Annotated in this window: 22 protein-coding genes; 9 read left to right on the plus strand and 13 right to left on the minus strand. The window is 68.1% G+C overall.

Going from position 1 to position 21,075, the window contains the following annotated elements:
• Positions 1 to 11 precede the first annotated feature (11 nt).
• Positions 12 to 668 (plus strand): enoyl-CoA hydratase-related protein, encoded by a 657-nt coding sequence (locus ACFQ9R_RS17715; RefSeq protein WP_378991814.1) that lies wholly within the window; start codon positions 12 to 14, stop codon positions 666 to 668.
• A gap of 5 nt (positions 669 to 673) precedes the next feature.
• Here ACFQ9R_RS17715 and ACFQ9R_RS17720 read toward each other — a convergent pair whose 3' ends face one another.
• From ACFQ9R_RS17720 to mshC, 5 genes are all read right to left on the minus strand, one after another.
• Complete coding sequence (locus tag ACFQ9R_RS17720) at positions 674 to 1,501, minus strand: Abi-alpha family protein (RefSeq protein WP_378991816.1); 828 nt, start codon at positions 1,499 to 1,501, stop codon at positions 674 to 676.
• A 3-nt stretch (positions 1,502 to 1,504) separates the two neighbouring features.
• Entirely contained in the window at positions 1,505 to 2,923 is a 1,419-nt protein-coding gene (locus ACFQ9R_RS17725; RefSeq protein ID WP_378991818.1) for a hypothetical protein, read from the minus strand.
• 209 nt (positions 2,924 to 3,132) lie between these two features.
• Entirely contained in the window at positions 3,133 to 3,918 is a 786-nt protein-coding gene (locus ACFQ9R_RS17730) for a universal stress protein (protein ID WP_378991820.1), read from the minus strand.
• A gap of 130 nt (positions 3,919 to 4,048) precedes the next feature.
• Complete coding sequence (locus ACFQ9R_RS17735) at positions 4,049 to 6,502, minus strand: heavy metal translocating P-type ATPase (RefSeq protein ID WP_378991822.1); 2,454 nt, start codon at positions 6,500 to 6,502, stop codon at positions 4,049 to 4,051.
• 143 nt (positions 6,503 to 6,645) lie between these two features.
• Positions 6,646 to 7,884 (minus strand): cysteine--1-D-myo-inosityl 2-amino-2-deoxy-alpha-D-glucopyranoside ligase, encoded by a 1,239-nt coding sequence (gene mshC / locus ACFQ9R_RS17740; RefSeq protein ID WP_378991824.1) that lies wholly within the window; start codon positions 7,882 to 7,884, stop codon positions 6,646 to 6,648.
• 295 nt (positions 7,885 to 8,179) lie between these two features.
• Between mshC and ACFQ9R_RS17745 the strand changes: the two genes are divergently transcribed.
• Positions 8,180 to 8,602: a helix-turn-helix domain-containing protein gene (locus ACFQ9R_RS17745; RefSeq protein WP_378991826.1), complete on the plus strand. Its 423-nt coding sequence runs from the start codon at positions 8,180 to 8,182 to the stop codon at positions 8,600 to 8,602.
• Positions 8,599 to 9,438 carry an alpha/beta fold hydrolase gene (locus tag ACFQ9R_RS17750; protein ID WP_378991827.1) on the plus strand — a complete coding sequence of 280 codons (840 nt, stop codon included), beginning with the start codon at positions 8,599 to 8,601 and terminating at the stop codon, positions 9,436 to 9,438. The genes ACFQ9R_RS17745 and ACFQ9R_RS17750 overlap by 4 nt, the downstream gene beginning before the upstream one ends.
• A 51-nt stretch (positions 9,439 to 9,489) precedes the next feature.
• On the opposite strand, the gene ACFQ9R_RS17755 is transcribed toward ACFQ9R_RS17750, so the two are convergent.
• From ACFQ9R_RS17755 to ACFQ9R_RS17790, 8 genes are all read right to left on the minus strand, one after another.
• Entirely contained in the window at positions 9,490 to 9,747 is a 258-nt protein-coding gene (locus tag ACFQ9R_RS17755) for a hypothetical protein (protein WP_194828263.1), read from the minus strand.
• Positions 9,748 to 9,869: 122 nt separating this feature from the next.
• On the minus strand, positions 9,870 to 10,421 hold the full coding sequence (locus ACFQ9R_RS17760) for a dihydrofolate reductase family protein (RefSeq protein WP_378991828.1): 552 nt from the start codon (positions 10,419 to 10,421) through the stop codon (positions 9,870 to 9,872).
• An 86-nt stretch (positions 10,422 to 10,507) separates the two neighbouring features.
• Positions 10,508 to 10,873, minus strand: a complete 366-nt coding sequence (locus ACFQ9R_RS17765) for a DUF4345 family protein (RefSeq protein WP_378991829.1) — start codon at positions 10,871 to 10,873, stop codon at positions 10,508 to 10,510.
• 163 nt (positions 10,874 to 11,036) lie between these two features.
• On the minus strand, positions 11,037 to 12,221 hold the full coding sequence (locus tag ACFQ9R_RS17770; RefSeq protein WP_378991830.1) for an alanine--tRNA ligase-related protein: 1,185 nt from the start codon (positions 12,219 to 12,221) through the stop codon (positions 11,037 to 11,039).
• A 243-nt stretch (positions 12,222 to 12,464) separates the two neighbouring features.
• Positions 12,465 to 13,262: an SCO1664 family protein gene (locus ACFQ9R_RS17775; RefSeq protein ID WP_378991831.1), complete on the minus strand. Its 798-nt coding sequence runs from the start codon at positions 13,260 to 13,262 to the stop codon at positions 12,465 to 12,467.
• Positions 13,263 to 13,268: 6 nt separating this feature from the next.
• Positions 13,269 to 13,856 (minus strand): DUF3090 domain-containing protein, encoded by a 588-nt coding sequence (locus ACFQ9R_RS17780; protein ID WP_266288581.1) that lies wholly within the window; start codon positions 13,854 to 13,856, stop codon positions 13,269 to 13,271.
• 49 nt (positions 13,857 to 13,905) lie between these two features.
• Entirely contained in the window at positions 13,906 to 14,622 is a 717-nt protein-coding gene (locus ACFQ9R_RS17785; protein WP_378991832.1) for a histidine phosphatase family protein, read from the minus strand.
• 32 nt (positions 14,623 to 14,654) lie between these two features.
• On the minus strand, positions 14,655 to 15,584 hold the full coding sequence (locus ACFQ9R_RS17790) for an undecaprenyl-diphosphate phosphatase (protein WP_378992048.1): 930 nt from the start codon (positions 15,582 to 15,584) through the stop codon (positions 14,655 to 14,657).
• Positions 15,585 to 15,824: 240 nt separating this feature from the next.
• On the opposite strand from ACFQ9R_RS17790, the gene ACFQ9R_RS17795 reads away from it, so the two are divergent.
• The 6 genes from ACFQ9R_RS17795 (at position 15,825) to ACFQ9R_RS17820 (ending at position 21,035) form a co-directional block, all read left to right on the plus strand.
• A complete protein-coding gene (locus tag ACFQ9R_RS17795) occupies positions 15,825 to 16,802 on the plus strand; it encodes an aldo/keto reductase (protein WP_378991833.1) in 978 nt (325 codons plus the stop codon).
• A 17-nt stretch (positions 16,803 to 16,819) separates the two neighbouring features.
• Positions 16,820 to 17,833, plus strand: coding sequence for a hemin ABC transporter substrate-binding protein (locus tag ACFQ9R_RS17800; RefSeq protein ID WP_378991834.1), 1,014 nt, complete (start codon positions 16,820 to 16,822; stop codon positions 17,831 to 17,833).
• 31 nt (positions 17,834 to 17,864) lie between these two features.
• Positions 17,865 to 18,986: a FecCD family ABC transporter permease gene (locus ACFQ9R_RS17805; protein ID WP_378991835.1), complete on the plus strand. Its 1,122-nt coding sequence runs from the start codon at positions 17,865 to 17,867 to the stop codon at positions 18,984 to 18,986.
• Positions 18,983 to 19,846 carry a heme ABC transporter ATP-binding protein gene (locus ACFQ9R_RS17810; protein ID WP_378991836.1) on the plus strand — a complete coding sequence of 288 codons (864 nt, stop codon included), beginning with the start codon at positions 18,983 to 18,985 and terminating at the stop codon, positions 19,844 to 19,846. Before ACFQ9R_RS17805 ends, ACFQ9R_RS17810 begins: the two co-directional genes overlap by 4 nt.
• 199 nt (positions 19,847 to 20,045) lie before the next feature.
• Positions 20,046 to 20,378, plus strand: coding sequence for a VOC family protein (locus ACFQ9R_RS17815; RefSeq protein WP_378991837.1), 333 nt, complete (start codon positions 20,046 to 20,048; stop codon positions 20,376 to 20,378).
• Between the two features lie 81 nt (positions 20,379 to 20,459).
• Positions 20,460 to 21,035: a TetR/AcrR family transcriptional regulator gene (locus tag ACFQ9R_RS17820; protein ID WP_378991838.1), complete on the plus strand. Its 576-nt coding sequence runs from the start codon at positions 20,460 to 20,462 to the stop codon at positions 21,033 to 21,035.
• Positions 21,036 to 21,075 lie beyond the last annotated feature (40 nt).

Raw genomic sequence — 21,075 nt, forward strand, 5'->3', positions numbered from 1 at the left:
GAAACAGCCCCATGCCCACACTGCGCCACCACGATTCGATCGCCGTGCTCGACCTCGGCGACGGCGAGAACCGCTTCTCCCCCGACTTCCTCGACGAGATGAACACCCACCTCGACGCGGTCGTCGCCGAGGGCGCGTCCGCGCTGGTGACCACCGCGACCGGCAAGATCTACTCCAACGGTCTCGACCTGGACTGGCTCTCGGCCAACGGTGACCGGGCCGCCGAATACGTCGCGGCGGTGCACACCCTGTTCGCCCGGGTGCTCACCCTGCCCATGGCGACGGTCGCCGCGATCGGCGGACACGCCTTCGGTGCGGGTGCGATGGTGGCGATGGCGCACGACTACCGGGTGATGCGCGCCGACCGTGGTTACTTCTGTTTCCCCGAGGCCGACATCCGCATCCCGTTCACCAACGGCATGGCCGCGCTCATCCAGGCCAAGACGACCCCCAAGACCGCCGTGGCCAGCATGACCACGGCCCGCCGCTTCGGTGGCCCCGACGCACTGGCACTGGACCTGGTCGACGCCACCGCCGCGGAAAGCGAAGTCCTCGATACCGCACTGGCTTTGGTGGCACCGCTGGGCGGCAAAGACCAGACCACGATGACAGCGATCAAATCCGTGATGTTCGCCGAAGTCCTCGACGCGCTGCGCAACCGGGACTGAACCGATCAGGGCAGCCGGGGGCCCTTGCCCAGGTAGATGTCGCCACGGTCATCGCCTGCCCAACCGCCCCCGGTATAGTCGCCCAGCACGAAACACGAGTCGCAGAACTGCTTTCCGAACACCGTCAGGTAGATGCTGCGGTAGGAGCTGATGGCTCGCATCTTCACCGACTTGTAGGCCGCCTGCGCCGGTGGTTGCGCTTCCAGGAACGCGTAGCGGCGAAAGTCGGCGACCGGTTCGGTGGAGAAGCGGACCAGTCCGAGGCGGCTGAGGTTGCCCAGGTAGTGGTGGTCGCGGTCGGGCAGCGCGCACCCGGCCATGGCGGCGATCATGTTGATGCCGTCGGCCAGCCGTTGCGAGCCGATCCCGAACGGCGCCTTGGTGCGGATGTCGATCGCGGGCTGCGGCCCGGCGACAGCCAGGAAGCGCAGGATCCGGGCTTCGTCGGGTGTCAGGTCGTGCAGGATCGGCACGAACGAGGGGTGCAGCTCACGCGGTTGCTGCGCGGAGTCCCAACCCTCGGTGATCATCGCATCGCCCATCGCCTTGAGATCCTCGGCGTCGACCTTGGTTTCGACCGGGCCGTAGACGCCGGTGGCGGTGCTGGTCAGACCGAGCGCGCTCAACGCCGCCCGCCGAAACAGCTCCACGCGTTCGTCGACGATCTGCGAGATCGGTTCGCCGGAACGGAGGTCGTCGACCAGATCGGTGGCGGTGTGCACAGCGCCCTTGGCCACCGTGCCGACGATGTGGCGCAACGACAATCCCGCGATCCGCGCCAAACCGAGCAGATCGGTCGGGATCCTGGGTTCGCGATCAGGGTTGGGCTCCATTGCTCACACTCCGAAGATCAGCAGGTGCAGCGCGCCGATGAAGGCACCGAGCACGCCACCGTGCAGATACAGCAGCCACGCGTCCTGTTCGATGGCGGTGTAGAGCATTTCGACGAACTCCTCGGGCGGCAGTTCACGCAGTTTCTCGGTGGCGAGCCGGTCGACGCTGGCCGCGGTGGTCTGAGAGAACTCCACGTCCTCGACCAACCACGGCTTCATCTCGGTAGCCAGGCTCGCGCCCGCGGTGGCCTGGATAGCGTCGAAATGGCGGGGTCCGATCGCGAGCCGGGTCACCGACCGCAGCGGGCCCAGAATCCGGTCGATCTCGGCCTCGAGGAAGTGCGCGATGACCGCGCGCGTCTTGTCACCACTGGGCCCGTCGAGCAATTGCTCGGTGACGACATCGAGGGTGACGATCTGATACCCGATCGCATGCCCCAGATCCGCCGCCGCCTGGTACTGCCGTTTCGCGAATTTCGCGACCCCCCACGGATATCGGTAGCGCGGCTGCGGCACGGCGGGCTCGAACACCACCTTGATCGCGATGATGTTGACCAGCACACCCACCGTCGCGCCACCGGCGAGCACCCACGCCCACGCGGGCAGGAAATGCAGGATCTCGTAGAGCCAGCCCGGCAGTGAGATCACCGCGGGGGTGTCACCGTGGGGGGTGCTGTAGTGCAGCAACGACAACCACAGCGCCACGATCACCCCGAACGGGAATCCCAGCACCCCACTGCGGATCATGAACCGCAATTCCGGTGCGCCGAGCCCGTAGATCACGTCCTTGAGCAGTTCGGGCCTGCGCCGCAGGTAGCCCACGACCATCAGCTTCACATCGAGGAGCTGGTCGATGTTCTCGCCGATGAAGTCGAACGCACGATCGGTGATCGCGGGCAGCTCGGCCTCGACCCGGGTGTAGACGGCTTCGCGTGCGCGCGGCGGCATGTCGGCCCACAGGCGCGGATGCTCGGCGACCATGATCGAGTCGACCATCGAGCGCACGTTCGGCATCGCCACCAGCGCGACCTGTGCGGAGATCTTGCGCGGATCCATCTGGTCGAAGAAGTCCTTGGCGGTGCCGATCTTGGCGACCGCGTTGTCGACCATCAGGCTCGCCATCTTCTCCGAGCGCGCCGGAATGAAGCCTTGGAAGCCGAGGATGCCACCGGGGGCGAAGGTCGGCAGGATCTGCACCTTGCGCGGCAACAGCGGGAAGATCGTTTTCAGGCCCGGCACGTAGAAGCCGGTGAACCGCACCGGCGCGAACAGCATGATCACCCCGGTCCAATTGGTGATCAGACCGGCCATGGCACTGAAAATCGGGATGGTGATCATGTCGACCCAGAACTTGCTCAGACCGGTCGTCTTCTCCCAGTCCAGCAGGCCGAAGAAACCCGCCGCCTCGATCCCAGCATTCATCCGGCGTCCACTCCGTTGTGTGGCGAACATCGCGCGTACGGTCATCATAGGCGACCGAACTCCCCGGTCCGGGCAAGTTCCGCGGTTACCCGCTAAACCGGAGCAAACACCTGATCAGACCGGACTCGGCGCTCCCGTTCGAACGGCAATCACCACGCGTGGAGTCACCAGTGGGTGGCCGACACCTCCTGCACGCGAGGGCCGATGACTCAGTGCGTGGTGTTGACCAGCAGCAAGTTGGTGTCGATGTCGTGGGTTACCTTGTTGGCCACCGAGCCCAGAAGACGTGCGGGACCGCTCATTCCACGGTTGCCGATCACGACCAGATCGTATTTCCAGGCCGAGTTGCAGATTGCCTCCGCCGGGGGGACCCCGGTGAGGATGTCGCGTCCGAACAGTTCCGGGTCCTCGACCGCGATCTGACCTTCGACGTCGATCAGGATGTCGGCACCGTCGTCATCGGTCTTGGCCGAAGCCACCAGGAACGGGCGCGCACCCAGCGCCAGGGCGAGCTCGTAGCCGCGACGGACCGCGGTCAGCGAACTCGCCGATCCGTCGGTGGTGAGCCCGATGGTGGTCCAGCGTTTGGGGACCTTGTTGGTGAACACGACGTCGGTCTGACTGTGGTGGGAGACGTGATTGGCGGTCGAGCCGAGCAGTCGCGCCTTGGAACTGCCCAGGCTGCCGCCGCCGATCACGAGCAACGTGGCGGGTTCACGTTCGGCGATCTCGAGCAGCAACGCGCCTGCCGTGCCGTCGAGTTCGGTGCGGGCGACCTCGGTCACGCCGGCTTCGAGCAGGGCTTCGGCGGCTGCCCGAGTGTTGGCTTCGGCCCATTCGGCGTCGGTGGCCGACTTGCGCCCCGCGTCCTTCCACACACTCACCGCGGTGACCGCGACACCGAGGCGCATCGCGAACTCCCCCGCCACCGCTACCGCCGTCTGCGCGGCCTCCGAGCCGTTGGTTCCCACGACGATGCGCTGATAGCACCCCATGTGACGCTCTCCGATCGACGGCAGGTCAGCTGCGCTGTGGCCCACAGTATAAGCGCAGCACACTGCGGGCAACCGGCGCGGTGGTGCCCGTCCGCGAGGTCGCGGGCCCACGTTGGGCTGTGGGCGGCCCTCACTGGTGCTGGGGCGCGGAGGGCAGCGACAGCCGTTTGAGGTGCAACGCGTTGAGAGCGACGATCAGGCTCGACCCCGACATCGCCATCGCGGCGATCTCCGGGCGCATGGTCAGACCCCACGGGGCGAAGACACCGGCCGCGATGGGCAGGGCGATGCCGTTGTAACCGACTGCCCAACCCAGGTTCTGGCGTTCCTTGTGGACCGTGCCGCGACCGATACGCAGGGCCGTCGACACCGCGTACGGGTCCGAGCGCATGAGCACCACGTCGGCGGTTTGGATGGCCACGTCGGTGCCTGCGCCGATGGCGATACCGAGGTCGGCACGGGCCAGGGCGGGCGCGTCGTTCACCCCGTCGCCGACCATCGCGACCTTCTTACCGGTGCGTTGCAGATCGGCGATCCGGTCGGCCTTGTCCTTCGGTAGGACATCGGCGATCACGGTGTCGATGCCGAGGTCGCGGGCGATGCGTTCGGCGGTGCCTGCGTTGTCACCGGTGAGCATGACCACGCCGACACCGAGGTCGTGCAGTGCCCGCACGGCGTCGGCGGAGGTCGAGCGTGCGGCGTCGGCCAGCGCGATCACCGCGTGCGCGTGACCGTCGACGGCGACCAGGACTGCGGTGTGGCCCGAGGCCGCCAGTTCGTCACGGTGTTTCGCCAACTCGCCCAGCTCGATGTGGTCGGCGTCGAGCAGTCCGCGGTTGCCCACGATCACGTGCAGCCCGTCGACCGTGGCCGTCGCGCCGCGGCCGGCCACATTCTGGAACCCGGTGGCCGAAAGGGTGTCCACACCATGGGCTTTCGCGTAGTCGACGATGGCCTCGGCGAGGGGGTGCTCGGATTCGAGTTCCACCGCCGCGGCCAGTGCCAGCACCCGGTCGGTGTCCACGCCGGGCGCGGTGATCACGTCGGTGACTTCGGGTGCGCCCGTGGTGAGGGTGCCGGTCTTGTCCAGCACCACCACGTCGATGCGCGCCGCGTCCTCCAGCGCTGTCGCGTTCTTGAACAGCACACCACGTTCGGCGCCGAGCCCGGTGCCGACCATGATCGCCGTGGGTGTCGCCAGCCCGAGCGCGTCCGGGCAGGTCACCACCACCACGGTGATCGCGAACAACAGTGCTGTGCTCAGCGAAGCACCGACGAGCAACCACACCGCCAGGGTGGTCAGGCTGCCCAGCAGCGCGACCAGGGTGAGCCAGAACGCGGCCCGATCGGCCAGCCGCTGACCCGGGGCCTTCGAATTCTGTGCCTGCTGCACCAATTCGACGATCTGAGCCAGAGCGGTGTCGGACCCGACCTTGGTGGCCTGCACCCGCAGGCTGCCGGTGGTGTTGATGGTCGCGCCGATCACCGCCGAACCCGGCTGCTTGGGCACCGGCATGCTCTCACCGGTCACCATCGACTCGTCGACCTCGCTCGACCCGTCCAGCACGGTGCCGTCGACGGCGATCTTCGCGCCGGGCCGCACCAGCAGCACCTCACCCACCCGCACGTCGGCGGTCGGCACCCGCACTTCCTGACCGTCGCGCAGCACAACGGCTTTCGGCGGCGACAGATCCAGCAGGCTCGTCACCGCGTCGCCGGCGCCGCTGCGCGCCCGCATTTCGAACCAGTGGCCCAGCAGCACGAATGTCGCCAGCATCGTGGCGGCCTCGTAGAACACTTCACCGCCGCCGGTGAACGTCACATACAGCGAGTACAGCCATCCCGTCCCGATACCCACCGAGACCAGCACCATCATGTCGAGGGTGTGGGCCTTCAACGCCGCCCACGCCCCGGTGAAGAAGATCGTCGAGGAGTAGAAGATCACCGGCACGCTCAGGACGAGCATCCAGATGTCGGCGCGCATCCCGAACGGGACGGGCAGGTGCAGGCCGAGCATGTGGGTGGCCATCGGCGACCAGAGCATCACCAGGGTGGAGAAGACCAGCGCGACGAGGAATCGGTTGCGCATGTCGCGAGCCATGTCGTCCATCGACATCGACGCGTGCCCGCCGTGCTCGTGCCCACCGCCGTGCGCGGCGTGGGGCTGATCCCGACTCGGCACGCGATGACTCGGGGACTCGCCGTGCGAGGGCATCGCAGGCGGCGCATGGCCGACCACGGAATCGGCGGACTGCTCGGGTGCGGTGGCGGATTCGGCACCGTGCGGGGCGGGCCGTGTATGCGTGGTCGGCTCGCTCGCCGGGTCGCAGACGTGGGTCGGGACCGAGCGCCCCGCGCAGTGATAGCCACAGTCGCGGACCCAGGTGCGCAGGTCGGCGACGGATGTTCGGGTGGGGTCGTAGGTGACAGTGGCGGTTTGGGCGACCGGATTGGGGTCGACCGCGAGGACGCCGGGCCGGTGGCGCAGCCCGTTGGTCAGTCTCCCGTGGGAGCTGGCGCGCAGTTGCCCACCCACGTGCAGGACGGTGGTGGCGGAGGCCGGTTGATCCTGCGGGTCGGGCATCGCCGCTCCTGTCGCCGGTCGTGCACACGACGCGACAGCGCCCCGCGCTTCACTTCCCGGCGACTCTACCGGCAGCGTGTCACAGGTCGGCGCAGGTCACCGCGGCATCAGGAAGGGCCTCGCCGCGCTGACCTGCGATCGTGTCAGAGACTGACGCCCAGGAGCGCGTCGACGGCGGCGCGGATCAGGGCGGGGGCTTCGGTGTCGGCGCCGCCGTAGGCGATGGCCTGTTCGGCCCAGTTGTCGATCGCGTCGAGTGCCTTCGGCGTGTCGAGATCGTCGGCCAGGTGCCGGCGCAGCCGGGCGACGGTGTCGGTGGCCGAGGGGCCCGAGGTCAGCGACACGGCCTCACGCCAGCGGTCGAGGCGGTGCTGCGCGGCGGTGAGGACCTCGTCGGTCCACATACGGTCGGCGCGGTAGTGACCGGCGAGCAGGCCGAGGCGGATCGCGGCGGGATCGACACCGGCGCGGCGCAGCTTCGACACCAGGACGAGGTTGCCCCGGGACTTCGACATCTTCTCGCCGTCCAGGCCGATCAGGCCGGCGTGCACGTAGTGGCGGGCGAAGCGGCGGGCGCCGGTGATCGCCTCGGCGTGCGCGGCGGAGTACTCGTGATGGGGGTACATCAGATCCGAGCCGCCACCCTGGATGTCGAACTCGGCGCCGATGCGGTTGAGCGCGATCGCCGCACACTCGATGTGCCAGCCGGGCCTGCCGGCGCCGAAAGGCGCCTCCCACGACGGTTCACCGGGGCGTTCGGCCCGCCAGAGCAGCGCGTCGATGGTGTCGCGTTTGCCCGGCCGGTCCGGGTCGCCGCCGCGTTCGGCGAACAGCGTCTCCATGGTGGCGCGGTCGTAGCCGGATTCGTAGCCGAACTGCTCGGTGGCGTCGGTGCGGAAGTAGATGTCGGGGTACTCGGCATCGTCGACGATGTAGGCCGCGCCGGCCGCGAGCAACTTCTGCACCAGCTCCACCACCTCCTCCACCGATTCGATGGCACCGATGTAGTGGCGTGGGGGCAGCACCTGGAGTGCGGCCATGTCTTCGCGGAACAGGTCGATCTCGCGGCTGCCGAGGTCGCGCCAGTCGATACCGTCGCGGTCGGCGCGTTCGAACAGCGGGTCGTCGACGTCGGTGACGTTCTGCACGTAGTGCACGTCGTGGCCCGCGTCGCGCCAGACGCGGTTGACCAGGTCGAACGTCAGGTAAGTGGCGGCGTGACCGAGGTGGGTGGCGTCGTAGGGCGTGATGCCGCAGACGTACATCTTCGCGGTCTCGCCGGGGGTGACCGGGCGGATCTGACGGTCGGCGGTGTCGTACAAACGCAACGGCGGCCCTGTTCCGGGGACTGTCGGCAGGGCGATATCGGACCAGGACTGCATGTCTTCGAGGGTAGAGCCCCTGTCGAGGTGCTCGGCCCGCGGCCCGGCACATGGGGTTGCTCGCGGCGTCGCGGCACGGCCCGCTACCTGCACACAAACGTGTCGCGGCGCGAGCGTCAAGGTTTGCGCTCGAGCAGATCCGCTGGTCACGGGGGTAGCGGGGCGGATCGGGCGTGTCGTGCCCAGTGTGCGGTCCCACCTGGGCGAACGGTTGCCATCGCGATCATTGTCACAGTCCACAACTCACAAAACATCCCTATTGATCCCTATATGTACCTTCGTTTACGGTTGTTTCATGACAGATCGTCTCTATTCGGTGGAGCAGGTCGCCGAACTGCTCGGACTGCATGTCCGCACCGTGCGCAGTTATGTGCGCGACGGCAAACTCCCCGCCGTGCGCATCGGCAAGCAGTACCGCATCACCCACGAAGACCTCGAGACCTTCACCGGACTGCCGATCACCACACCGCAGACGACACCGCGTCGACACGCCGAGTCCTCCTGCATCGTCGAGATCGACGACATCGACCGCGCCACCGTCGACCGGATCACCACTCTGCTCACCGCCACCGCCGGTACCCGAGGCGGCGGCGGTCAGCGGATGCGCGTGGAGACCAGCTACGACCCGGCCCGGCACCGCCTCAAAGTGATCCTGCTCGGCAGCCTCGCCGACAGTTCCCGCCTGCTCGACTACCTGGACGGAATCCTGCGCTCATGATCTACAAAACCGACGAAGGCCGACGGCTCGTCGAGCAGCGCTACCGCGAACACCTCGACGCCTGGCCGGTGCCACGCGAGGAACTGCGGATCGACACCGGCATCGGCGAAACGTTCGTCGTGGCCTCCGGACCGGCGGACGCACCGCCGCTGGTCGTGCTGCACGGCTCAGGAGCCAACGCGAGCACCTGGCGCGCCGACATCGCGGACTGGTCGAGAAGCTTCCGCGTGTATGCGGTGGATCTGCCCGGCGAACCCGGCTTCAGCGTCCCCACCCGGCTGGCACTGGACAGCGATGCGACCGCGAGCTGGCTCGACGAGGTCATCGACGGACTCGGCCTCGACACCGTGGCACTGGTCGGCATGTCGCTGGGTGGGTGGACCGCACTCGATTACGTCCTGCGCAGGCCGGGCCGGGTTACGACGTTGGTCCTGCTGTGCCCGGGAGGACTGGGCAAGCACCGCTACGGCTGGCTCGTGAAGGCGATCGGGCTGCGGATGATCGGCAGGCACAGCGTGCGCGAGATGGCACGCCTGGGCCTCGGCCTGGATGGGGCGCAAGCGGATCCGATCGTCGACGACATCGCGTTGACGTTCACCCATTTCTCGCCCCGCCCTGGAAAACTGCCCATCTTCCGCGACGAACAACTACGCGAAGTGGACATCCCGGTCCTGATAATCGTCGGCGAACGCGACGCTCTGTTCGACTCCGCACGCACCGCCGAACGCGCCCGCGCCTTCACCCGAGGCGAGGTGCGGCTCCTGCCCGGAGTCGGGCACGCGCTACTGAATCAGTCTGCTGCGGTAAGCGAATTCGTGCTCTCGCACGCGGGATGAGACTTCGGTGCCACCGCTCCCCGACGTGCGGCGACACCGAACATGATCACATCACAGTTCGCGGCACTGCATCTGCGCCGCGTCCGGGCCGAGCTGCTGGGTCGCGTAATACGCCGCACCAACCTCGTTGCCGGCCTTCACCGTAACGTCGGGCAGCGGCGCGCCGGCCTGGTTGGTGGAGGAACACACATAGGTCTTCTCAGCCCACCACCCGGCAGGGAACGCCTGCGCGGGCGCGGCAACAGCAGCGGCAGCACCGGTGAGCAGCAACGCGGCTGCGGAGGCGGTGACGATAGAACGGGTCGACATAGGTTTCCTCAGATCTCACGGGGATAACGAAAGTGCTTGGAGCACACTAGCACCGGCGCTGACCAGGCAACAGAGCCTTGGCCACCGTGAGAAACCGCAGCTACAGCCGCGGTGCGCGGACCTCAGTCGACCTGATAGCGCATCAGCATCACCGTTTCGAAGCGCCGCGTCTCGACCAAGCGCAGCCCGATCCGCTGATCCAGTGCCGGGAACATCGGTGTGCCACCGCCGAGCACTATCGGCGAGACGAACAGCTGGTACTCGTCGATGAGCCCGTGTGGCATCAGCGCGGACGCGAGGCTCGCACCACCGACCTCCATGACGCCGTCGCCTTCGGCCTTGATCCTGCGGACTTCCTCGACGACGTTCTCGCTGACCAGGGTGCTGTTCCAGTGGACCTCGGTGAGCGTGCGGGAGCAGACGACCTTGGGTGTGCGGGTCCAGAGTTCGCCGAACTCGCGCTGGATGGGCGGTGCGTCCTCGGGCACGTGCGGCCAGTACTCGGCCATCAGCTCGTAGAGCCTGCGACCGTTCACCGCGACCTCGAGCCCGCGGAATCTGTCGTTGTGGAACTGGTGCAGCTCGTCGTCGGGGTCGGTCCAGTCGATTCTGCCGTCACGGTCGTTGACGTAACCGTCGACTGACACGCCGAATCCGTAGATCAGTTTCCTCATACCGTGTAGACCTCCTTCGCGCTCGAAATTCATCGGCCCCCACCTCACCGTTTCGGACACTACGGGAAGGTGTCCGACCGGATCTGTCAGGCGACACCGAGCACGAGCGCGGCGCCCACGAGCTCGATCAGGCAGTAGAACCAGTTCGGATAGAAGCGCGTCGCGCTGTCGACCAGTCGCGAGATGATGCGACCGCCCGCCATCCCGGCCAGCGCGAAACCCACAGTCAGCGCTGCCCCGGACCGCAGATCGTCGGCACCGAACGCCGACCAGAACAGCACCCCGGCGACGGCCAGCCCGAAACCGCCGTACACCGCGCGAATCTCGGCCCGGCTCACCGCCGTCGCCACCGTCGTCCCGAACGGACGTGCCAGCGCGGCGGGAGCGGCCAGCGCGTACAACCCCATCCCCGCGAACAGCACCGCGACAAGACTCAGCACGACGGTTCTCATCGGCTTCCCCCGACCACGCGCCACTGCGCAACCGACGGAGCCGGACCAGCATGTTGTCGCATCTCTTCTCCTCGCATCGTTGTCCGGCGATCCTCACACCCGGTCCGGCCTTGCGCTTCCGAAAACCTGCTACCGCCACGAAGGACCCAGAATCCGAACCCGCTCACCCGACCCCGGATTCGGTGGTCAGATACACCACGAGATCGCGGGGCAGACCGTGGGTGTCGTGCAGGTAATGGTAGTCGCCGTCGGTCAAGGGTCCGCTGAAACGACGGTGGGACAAGACCTTTCGCCCGCGCCGGAGCAGCAGATCGAATTTGTGTTCCTCCTCGACCAGCAGGGTGCGCACGTCCTGGGAGCGCACGGATTGCCGGAAGTGCCCGAGGGTGTGGTCCACCAGCTCGATCGGCAGGTCCGACAGAGTGCGGGTCGGATCGTCGCGCCACAACGTGGTGAGGGTGCGGCGGAGCAAACGCCGCAGGATGTGACCACGGCCCGACGGGGACGGGGTGACCCCGTCGCCGAGGACGACGATGCTCGATCGCAGATGGTCCGACAGCACTCGCAGCGACCGATCATCGAGCGGGCCCCAGATTCGGGGCAGGGTGTTCAGCCAGGGCTCGAACAGGTCGATCTCGAAGACGGACTGTGAGTTCCGCAGGATTCGCACCAGCCGTTCCAGCCCCAGCCCGGTGTCGACGCAGGGTCGGCGCATCGGTTCGAGGCTGCCGTCGGGATGGCGCAGGTAGCGCATCATGACGTGATTCCACACCTCCACCCACCGGTCATCGGTCATCGGTGTGCCCTGCGGCGTGTCGTCTCCGGTCCAGACGAAGATCTCGGAGTCGGGCCCGCACAGTCCGGTCGGGCCGTTGGACCACCAGTTCTCGTCGACGGTCGGTTCGACCGGCAGACCCAGCTCGTCCCAGGTGCGCCACGACTCGTGGTCGGGCTCGACGTGGTCGTCACCGCCGAACACCGTGACGTGCATCCGGTTCGGGTCGATACCGAAGCCGTCGCGCAGCAGTTCCACTCCCCACCGCAGGCTCTGCGGGCCGCTGTAGTCGCCGAGTGACCACGATCCGAGCATCTCGAACACGGTGAGGTGGGTGTCGTCACCGACTTCGTCGAGATCGGTGGTGCGCAAGCATCGCTGTGAGCCGGTGAGTCGCCGGCCCAGCGGGTGGGGCCGACCCCTCAGATACGGGGTCAACGGGTGCATCCCGGAGGTGGTGAACAGCACCGGATCCCCCGGCGAGGGAATGAGTGATCCGTCCGGTGTGAGTTCGTGCCCGCGTTCGCGGAAATAGTCGAGGAAGGTCCGAACGGTCTGGTCTGTGGTGATCATGGTGGTTGCTCCATCGAGGTGACATCGACCGGAAGCGGCCACCATGACGAACAGCGACAAGACCGACGCACGCCAGCGGACCGTTTCCGGTCGCCGGCATGGGAGAGAAGGTCAGGCGGCAGCGACCGGCGAGCTGAGAGCTCGTGCGGTCGCGGCAGCGAATCGGGATTCGACCTTCATGGCGGCAACGGTAGCAACCGGGCCGGGCGGAGCACGACCGATTTATCGGCGCCGGACCTGCTGTCAGAATGCGGGCCAGGGGATCGGACGCGAGGAGTTGGGGACAGGCATCACCGGGTGATCCAGCAAGGCCTTCGCCCGTTCGGCCAGAGCGGTGATCTCGGCGTCGGTGATGTGGATGGCCAGCGAATCGGCCACGACGCCGGGCAGATTCGCGGCGAAGGTGGTGATGTCGGGGATCAGCGACTCGTGCACCGGTCGTCCCGCCCAGCCCCACAGCACGGTGCGCAGTTTCGGTTCGGCGTGCAGACAGATGCCGTGGTCGACGCCGTAGACCTGCCCGTCGACACCTTCCAGCGCGTGCCCACCTTTGCGATCGGCGTTGTTGAGCAACAGATCCAGCACCGCCATCCGCTGCAGGCGCGGATCGTCGGCGTGGATGAGCGAGACCTCGTTGCCCTGCTCGTCGAGCGCGCGCAGCACTTCGCAGAATCCCGCGGGCACGGTTCCCGGCGTGCACAGATCGACCAGGTCGAGGCGCTGACGGGCATCGGTGCGGTTGTCGACCGAGGTGACCCAGCGCTGCACCATGCCCGGCCCCAGCGGCCCGTCGCGCAGCACCGTTTCGGGGATCACACCCCAGCCGAGGTGTTCGGAGATCAGATACGACGCGACCTCTCGGCCCGCGAGGGTGCCGTCGGGAAAGTCCCACAGCGGCCGTTCACCACGCACCGGCTTGTACACCACCCGCAGCGGGGCACCGTCGGGTTCGGGTGCGGCGATCTCACACACCAGTGTGAGGTTGCTGGCGACGCCGATCCGGCCGACGATGTCGAGGTCACCTTCGGTGAGTACCGGCACAGAAGATCACTCCTCTTCGAGCTCGGCAGCGCCGAAGATCTCGCCGCGCTTGTACCCGTTGGTGCGCACACACATGTGCCCCCGCGAGGACAGCGGTTCCCCGCACAGCGGGCACGGTGGGCGGCCTGCCGCGATCACCCGCGCCGACCGCAACGCGAACTCGCGTGCCTGGATGGGGGTCAGGAAAACCCGCACCGCGTCGGGGCCTTCGTCGGTGTCGTCGAGCACCACCGATTCGTCGACCTCGGTCTCGGTGATCGCGAGCAACTCGACCACCACGGCGCCTGCGTCGGAATCCCAGCCCAGACCCATGGTGCCGACCCGGAATTCGGTGTCGATGGGGGTGACCAGCGGCGCGACATCGCGCACGTCCTCACCTTCGGGTGGCACCTCGGCGCCGAAGCGGCGCGCTACCTCGTCGAGCAGCAGACCCATCCGGTCGGCGAGCACCTTCACCTGCTGCTTCTCGAGCAGCACACTCACCACCAGCGGCTCCTGCACAGCCTGCAGGTAGAACGAACGATCGCCCGGTTCACCGACGGTCCCGGCGACGAAACGATCGGGGGTGCGAAATACATGGATTGCGCGTGACACATGCACCTCCTGATACGTGACCCTGATCGACACTCACGAACACACTCCTCTAAGGAGAATCGCGGTGCCCCGCATTCCCATTATCCGCGTTCGCGGCCGCAGGTACCTCTCCACCAGGTGTCGGTGTCGTCGGTGCGGACGCGGCCAGCGCGGAAAGATCGGCGCCGGTGTCGTTGAACTTCCACACCGACGGCCCGTGCGGGCTGTAGCGGACGACGCTGATCGAGGCCGGTTCCACCGCGATCCGCTGAAAACTGTCCAGGTGCAGGCCGAGGGCGTCGGCAAGGATCGATTTGATGACGTCGCCGTGCGCGCACGCCACCCACAGCACATCCCGGCCCGCTTTCTCGGCCAGCGTGCGTTCGATGTCGCGGATCGCGGCGACCGCGCGCTGCTGGACCTGGGCCAGCCCTTCCCCACCGGGGAACACCGCGCCCGAGGCGTGACCCTGCACGATCCGCCACAGTGGTTCGGTGACCAGCTCGGCGATCGGGCGCCCGGTCCAGTCGCCGTAGTCGACCTCGATGAGGCGTTCGTCGTGGTCGGGTTCGAGACCGAGTTTCTCGGCCAGCGGCGCCACCGTGCGCTGACAGCGCAGCAGCGGCGAGCTGGCGATGTGTTCGATCGGCAGCATCGCGAGCCGGTCGGCCACCGCGGCGGCCTGTTCGGTACCGCGCTCGGTGAGTTCGACACCGGGGGCGCGGCCCGCGAGGGTGCGCGCGGTGTTGGAGGTGGACACTCCGTGCCGGAGCAGGATCACCGTCATGGGACCAGCCTAACCATGGGTCGGGGTCGGGATCAGGTGGCGGAGACGACGCCGGCGGCCAGCAGGGCCATCACAGCGAGGCCGACGATGATCCGATACCCGACGAACCAGTAGAACGAATGCTTGCCGACGAACTTCAAAAGCCAGGCCACCGAGGCATACCCGACGAAGAACGCCAGCACGGTAGCGACCAGCAACTGCGGCCCACTGGCATTGAGCCCCTCACCTGCCGGTTCGAACGCGTCAGGCAGGCTGAACAGCCCGGACGCGGTCACTGCGGGGATCGCCAGCAGGAAGGAGAACCGCACAGCCGCCTCACGCTTCAAGCCGAGGAACAGACCCGCGGTGGAGGTGGCGCCGGAGCGGGAGACGCCCGGGATCAGCGCCAGGCACTGTGCCAAGCCCATGACGATGCCGTCGCGGGTGGTGAGCTGTTCGATGGGGCGTTCTTTCTTACCGAAGTACTCACCGGCTGCGATCACGAGGGCGAAAGCGATCAGCATGAACGACACCAGCCACAGATTGCGGGCACCGGTGCGGATCTCGTCCTTGAACAGATACCCCAACACACCGATCGGGATCGTGGCGATGATCACGTACCAGCCGATGCGATAGTCGAGTTCGCGCTGGGTGTCACGTTCATGAGCTTCGCGGGCGCTGCGGTCCATCACCGGCAGTTTCGTGGTCACCCGATCGCCGACCGCGACCTCACGCTGCGAGCGTTCCCGCCACCGCATGCCGAGGGTGGTGAACCAGGCGACGAGGATGCGCCAGATGTCTTTGGCGAAGTACACCAGGACCGCGAGTTCGGTGCCGAGTTGAGTGACAGCGGTGAACGAGGCACCCGCGTCGTCGCCGAAGAACACGCCCGAGACGATCCGAAGGTGTCCGGAGGAGGAGATCGGCAGGAACTCGGTGAGTCCCTGCACCAATCCGAGTACCAATGCCTGGAACCAGGTCATCGACTCGCCCAACACGTCCTCCTGCTGACTCGCGCCCGAAAGACGGCGTCCTCCTGGGCTTTTCCTGCACCTGCGGCTGTGACCGCCACGATCTCGCAGCGACCCTACCCGTCGTCGCGGTCGGTCGTCGCCCTCCCATCACCGAGATCGAGTTCTGCCGCGCCGTGGCACGGGTCGCCGAGCGAGGCAGTGGTGGTGCGCGCATTAGGCTGTCGCCGTGACGAATGCGCGGGCGCGGTGATGGAACAGCGAACGGTGGGACGCAGCGGACTTCGGGTGTCGCGAATCGGGTTGGCGACCCATACCTGGGGGACACATACCGATGCCGATGAGGCATCGGTGCAGTTGGCGGCGTTCACCGAGGCCGGTGGCACGCTCGTCGACCTCTCGCCCGTCTACGGCGAGGGGGTGGCGCAGCGGATCCTGGCGGACCTGCTCGGCGACCTGGTGTCGCGTGACGAATTGGTGCTCAGCGGAAGCGCGGGTGTGGTGATGCACGCGCCCGGCGCCGGGGTCGGCGACTCGGTGCCCGCGCCCGCGGCGGTGGGTCCGGTGGTCGACGCGTCGCGGCGCACGCTGCTCAAACAACTCGATCGGACCCTGCTCGAACTGGGCACCGACCATCTCGACATCTGGAGCATCGCCGCCTGGGATCCGTACACCCCGCTCGATGAGGTCGCGGCAACCCTCGAGACCGCGGTGCGTACCGGACGCACCCGGTACGCGGGGGTGCGTGGTTTCGCGGCGTGGCAGTTGGCGAGTCTGGCCGCGATCGCGCCGATCAGCGCCGCGCAGACGCCGTATTCGCTGCTCGCGCGTGGCACCGAGAACGATGTGATTCCCGCCGCCCGCCACCACGGGGTGGGCGTCATCGCGTCGGCGCCGCTGGCGGGTGGGATCCTGACCGGCAAGTATCGCGACGGTGTCCCCGCGGATTCGCGGGGTGCCGACGAGGCGACCGCGGCCGAGATCCGGCGCAGGCTCGACGACGATCGCGCGACCAGGGTGGTCGACGCGCTGGTCACCGCCGCCGACGGGCTCGGCACGTCGCCGCTGGCGGTGGCGCTGGCCTGGATCCGTGATCGGCCGGGCATCACGAGCATGATCGTCGGTGCCCGCGATATCGGTCAGCTCACCGGTGTGCTGGCCGCCGAGACACTCGAGTTGCCGCGAGCGATCGCGGCAGCGCTGGACGATGTGAGCGCCCGTTCCGAATGATGGCTAGCCTTACCTGCATGAAACTGCGTGGTGTGCTGACGGCGATGCTCGCGGCGACGGTGCTGACCGGCGCCGTCGCTTGCACCGCAAGCAATCCTGCATCGACTGCCAATTCCGGTGGGCCGGTGACAGCCCAGCTCGCCGACCTCGACCCCGTACCGATCGGACCCGCGCCGAGTCCGCGATTGCCGGTGACGGTGAAGTCCCATGACGGCACCGATGTGACGATCACCGACACCTCGCGGATCATCGCCGTCGACCGGTACGGCACCCTCGCCCAAACCGTCTGGGCCCTCGGCCTCGGCGCGAACCTCGTCGGCCGCAGCACCTCGGCCTCGTTCCCCGCCGTCGCGTCCGTGCCCAATGTGGCCGGTGGCAACGGCAGCCTCAGCGTCGAAGCGGTCCTGAACCTGCGCCCGTCGGTGTTCCTCACCGACACCACCAGCGCGGCCCCCGCCGTGCGTGAGCAGCTACGCGCAGCCGGGGTGACCGTCGTCTACTTCGACCCCGAGCGCAGCATGGACGGCGTCGTCCCGCAGATCGAGGCCGTGGCCACCGCACTGGGCGTTCCCGAGGCGGGCAAGCAGCTCGGCGCGCGCACCCACGACGAGATCGCCGCCGCGACCGCCCGCGTGCCGAAGCAGGATCCACAGCCCAAGATCGCGTTCCTGTATCTGCGCAGTGCCGCGATCACCATGATCGCCGGACGCGGCTCGGGCGCCGATTCGCTGATCACCGCGATCGGTGGCGTGGACGCGGGCACCGCCTCCGGGGTGAACGAACCGTTCGTGTCCATCACCAGCGAGGCGATGATCGCCGCCGCCCCCGATGTGTTGCTCGTGATGTCGGACGGGCTGAAATCGGTGGGTGGCGTCGAGGGACTGGAGAAGGTGCCCGGCATCGCCCAGACTCCGGCGGGGCGCAATCGGCGCGTGGTCGACATGTCCGACGCGGTGATCCTCAGCTTCGGCCCCAACACCGGCCGCGTCGTCTCCGCGCTGTCCGACGCTGTCTACGGCAAATCGGCATGAGCGATCAGCAACCGTGCCGGGTGGACACCGCATGAGCGAGGTGCCCGACCTGACCGAGTCCGCGAACGCCCCGCGGATCACCGACTCCACTCCTGATCCGCTGCCGCCCACCGCGCACCGGGCCACGCGCGTGACCGTCGTGTTCGCGGTCGCGCTGCTCGCCCTGCTCGTGCTGGCCGTGGTGTCGGCGGTGCTCGGGCAGGTCCCCACGACCGCCGCCGAGGTGCTCGGCAGCGTGGCGCACCGGATCGGCCTCGATATCGGGCCCCTGCCCGCGCATCCGGCCGGTGAGGTGACGCTGTGGGAGGTGCGGTTCCCTCGCGTGGCCCTGGCCGTCCTGGTCGGCGCCTCGCTCGCGACAGCGGGTGCGTTGCTGCAGGGCGTGTTCGCCAATCCGCTGGCCGAACCCGGCGTCATCGGGGTGTCGGCCGGCGCGGCGGTCGGGGCGGGCACCGTGATCGTGGTCGGCGGCGCGTTCGTCGCCGCGTGGTCGGTGGCAGCGGCCGCCTTCGTCGCCGGTCTGATCACCACCGCGCTGGTCTACGTGCTGTCGAGGTCGGGCGGTCGCACCGAAGTGGTGACCCTCATCCTCACCGGTGTCGCGATCAACGCCTTCGCCGGCGGGTTGATCGCGCTGCTGCTGTTCGTCGCCAGCCCCGCCGCGCGGGATCAGATCGTGTTCTGGCAGCTCGGCAGCCTCAACGGCGCCACCTGGCAGTCGGTGGCGGTGGTGGCGGCGCTGGCCTCGGTCGGCATCCTGGCCGCGATTCTCATCGCACCACGCCTGGATCTGCTCGCGCTCGGCGATTCCGCGGCCCGCCACCTCGGTGTCGACGTGGAGCGGCTGCGCAGGCAGGTGATCGTGGTGGTCGCCGTGCTCACCGCCGCGGGCGTGGCGTTCAGCGGCATCATCTTGTTCGTCGGCCTGATCGTGCCGCACCTGGTGCGCATGATGGTCGGCCCCGGCCACCGGGTGCTCGTCCCGCTCAGCGCGATCGTGGGCGCGGTGGTGCTGCTCGGTGCCGACGTCGTCGCCCGCACGCTGGTCCACAACGCGGACCTGCCACTGGGCATGCTCACCTCCCTGATCGGCGGCCCGTTCTTCTTCTGGCTGCTGCGCCGCACCCGTGCCCGCGCAGGAGGTTGGGGATGACCGACACCACCCGCGAGCGCCGCGCATCCTGGCGTTCGCTGTTCGCACGAACCCCCGACGTGCCCACGCGCCCGGAGCTCGGCGCCGTCACCCTGCGCGCCACCGGGCTCACCGTCGAGCGGGGCACCCGTACCGTCCTCGACGAGGTCGACTTCCAGGTCGCGGCCGGAGAGATCGTCGCGCTCGTCGGCCCGAACGGTGCGGGCAAGTCCAGCCTGCTCGCCGCGCTCGCCGGCGAACTCGAGCCCAGCGCAGGCACGGTCAAACTCGAAGGCCACGCGCTCTCGCACTGGACCCCCGCCGATATGGCCCGCCGCCGCGCGGTGCTGCCCCAATCGCACGCCGTGGGCTTCCCGTTCACCGCGCGTGAGGTCGTCGCCATGGGCCGCGCCCCGTGGCTGCACACGCCCGCCGCCGGCGACGACGACGCCCTCATCACCGCGGCACTGGCCGCCACCGACGTCACCCACCTCGCCACGCGCGTGTTCCCGTCGTTGTCGGGCGGCGAGCGTGCCCGGGTGGCCCTGGCTCGCGTTCTGGCCCAGGACACCGCCACCCTGCTGCTGGACGAACCGACCGCGGCCCTCGACCTCGGTCACCAGGAAGCCGTCCTGCGCTTGGCCGCCACCCGCGCCGCCGAGGGCGCCGCTGTGGTCGTCGTGGTCCACGACCTGGGGGTCGCCGCCGCCTACGCCGACCGGGTCACCGTCTTGGACGCGGGACGCGTCGCCGCCGACGGCCCCCCGCGCGAGATCCTCACCCGCGAACTGCTCACCGCCGTTTACCACCACCCCGTCGACGTCTTCGACCACCCGACTACCGGCGCCCAACTCGTCTTGCCCGAACGCGGTCACCACTGACGCAACGGGTTCGTCCTGATCGAACGCGACCGTGCCGAGGAAGCGTCGACACGCGGGCCGCAGCAGCGACGGAGGGCTGAGCGGGGCTGAGTAGGCTGGGCGCCGAGGTCATTCGTCCACCGCGGTCACCATCGCACACGACGATCGGTCCACTCGTCGCTCGCGAACGTGGCTCGCTCCTATCGTAAGAGGAGATCCGATGAGCCCCACCATCGCCAGCGTCGTCATCCCCGTATCCGATCTGGCCGCGACGAAAGCCGTCTACACCACCCTCTACGGCGAACCCCACACCGACGAGCCGTACTACGTCGGCTGGGCAGTCGGAGACGTCCAGATCGGCCTCGACCCCAGCGGTGACGTCACGGCGGGTCCGGTCGCCTTCGCCGGAGTCGACGATGTGGACAAGGCCAGAGCAGCGGCGATCGCCGCGGGCGCGACCGAACGGACCGCCCCGCGCGAAGTCAGCCCCGGCGCCCGTATCTGCGTCCTGGAAGACACCGACGGCAACGCTTTCGGCATCATCGGCAAGTAGCGCACGAGATCGTGGCACGCACGGCCACGATCTTTCGCCCGAGTTATTGACCTAGAGGTATAGAACGTCTACCGTCGAGACATGGCCAGGCCCCAGAACTTCGACACCGACACGGTCCTCGACCGCGCGATGGACCAGTTCTGGACCCACGGCTACGCCAACACCTCCCCCGCACAGCTCGCCGATGCCACCGGCATCGGGAAAGGCAGCCTGTACAACACCTTCGGCAGCAAACGCGCCCTGTTCGACATCGTTCTCGACCGCTACGGCCGACTCGGCGTGGCCATGGCCGAGGATTACATGTCCCGGCCCGGAACCACCCGCGAGTGTCTGCGCGAATACCTGCGCGCCGCGGTCGATCTCGACATGGCCTCGCCGACCCGGCGCGGCTGCCTCGCCGTCAACACCGCGGCAGAACTCGGCGGTCACGACGCGGCAGCCACCGCGGTGTTGCGCGGCATCGAACAACGCATCGTCGCCACCCTGGCAGCCCGTATCGACCAGGGCCGCCGCGACGGCGACGTCGACCGTGAGGTGGACCCGAATTCGATTGCGGCCCTGTTGTTCACCACCAGCGCGGGTCTGCGTCTCATGGCGAAGACCAACGATGCCGCCCAGCTGTACCGCCTCGTCGACGTAGCACTGACCACCCTCTGAAACCCTTCTTCCCGCCAGCACTTTCCGCATGCCCTAATTA

The organism is Nocardia sp. NPDC056541 (genome assembly GCF_042794235.1).
GTDB lineage: Bacteria > Actinomycetota > Actinomycetes > Mycobacteriales > Mycobacteriaceae > Nocardia.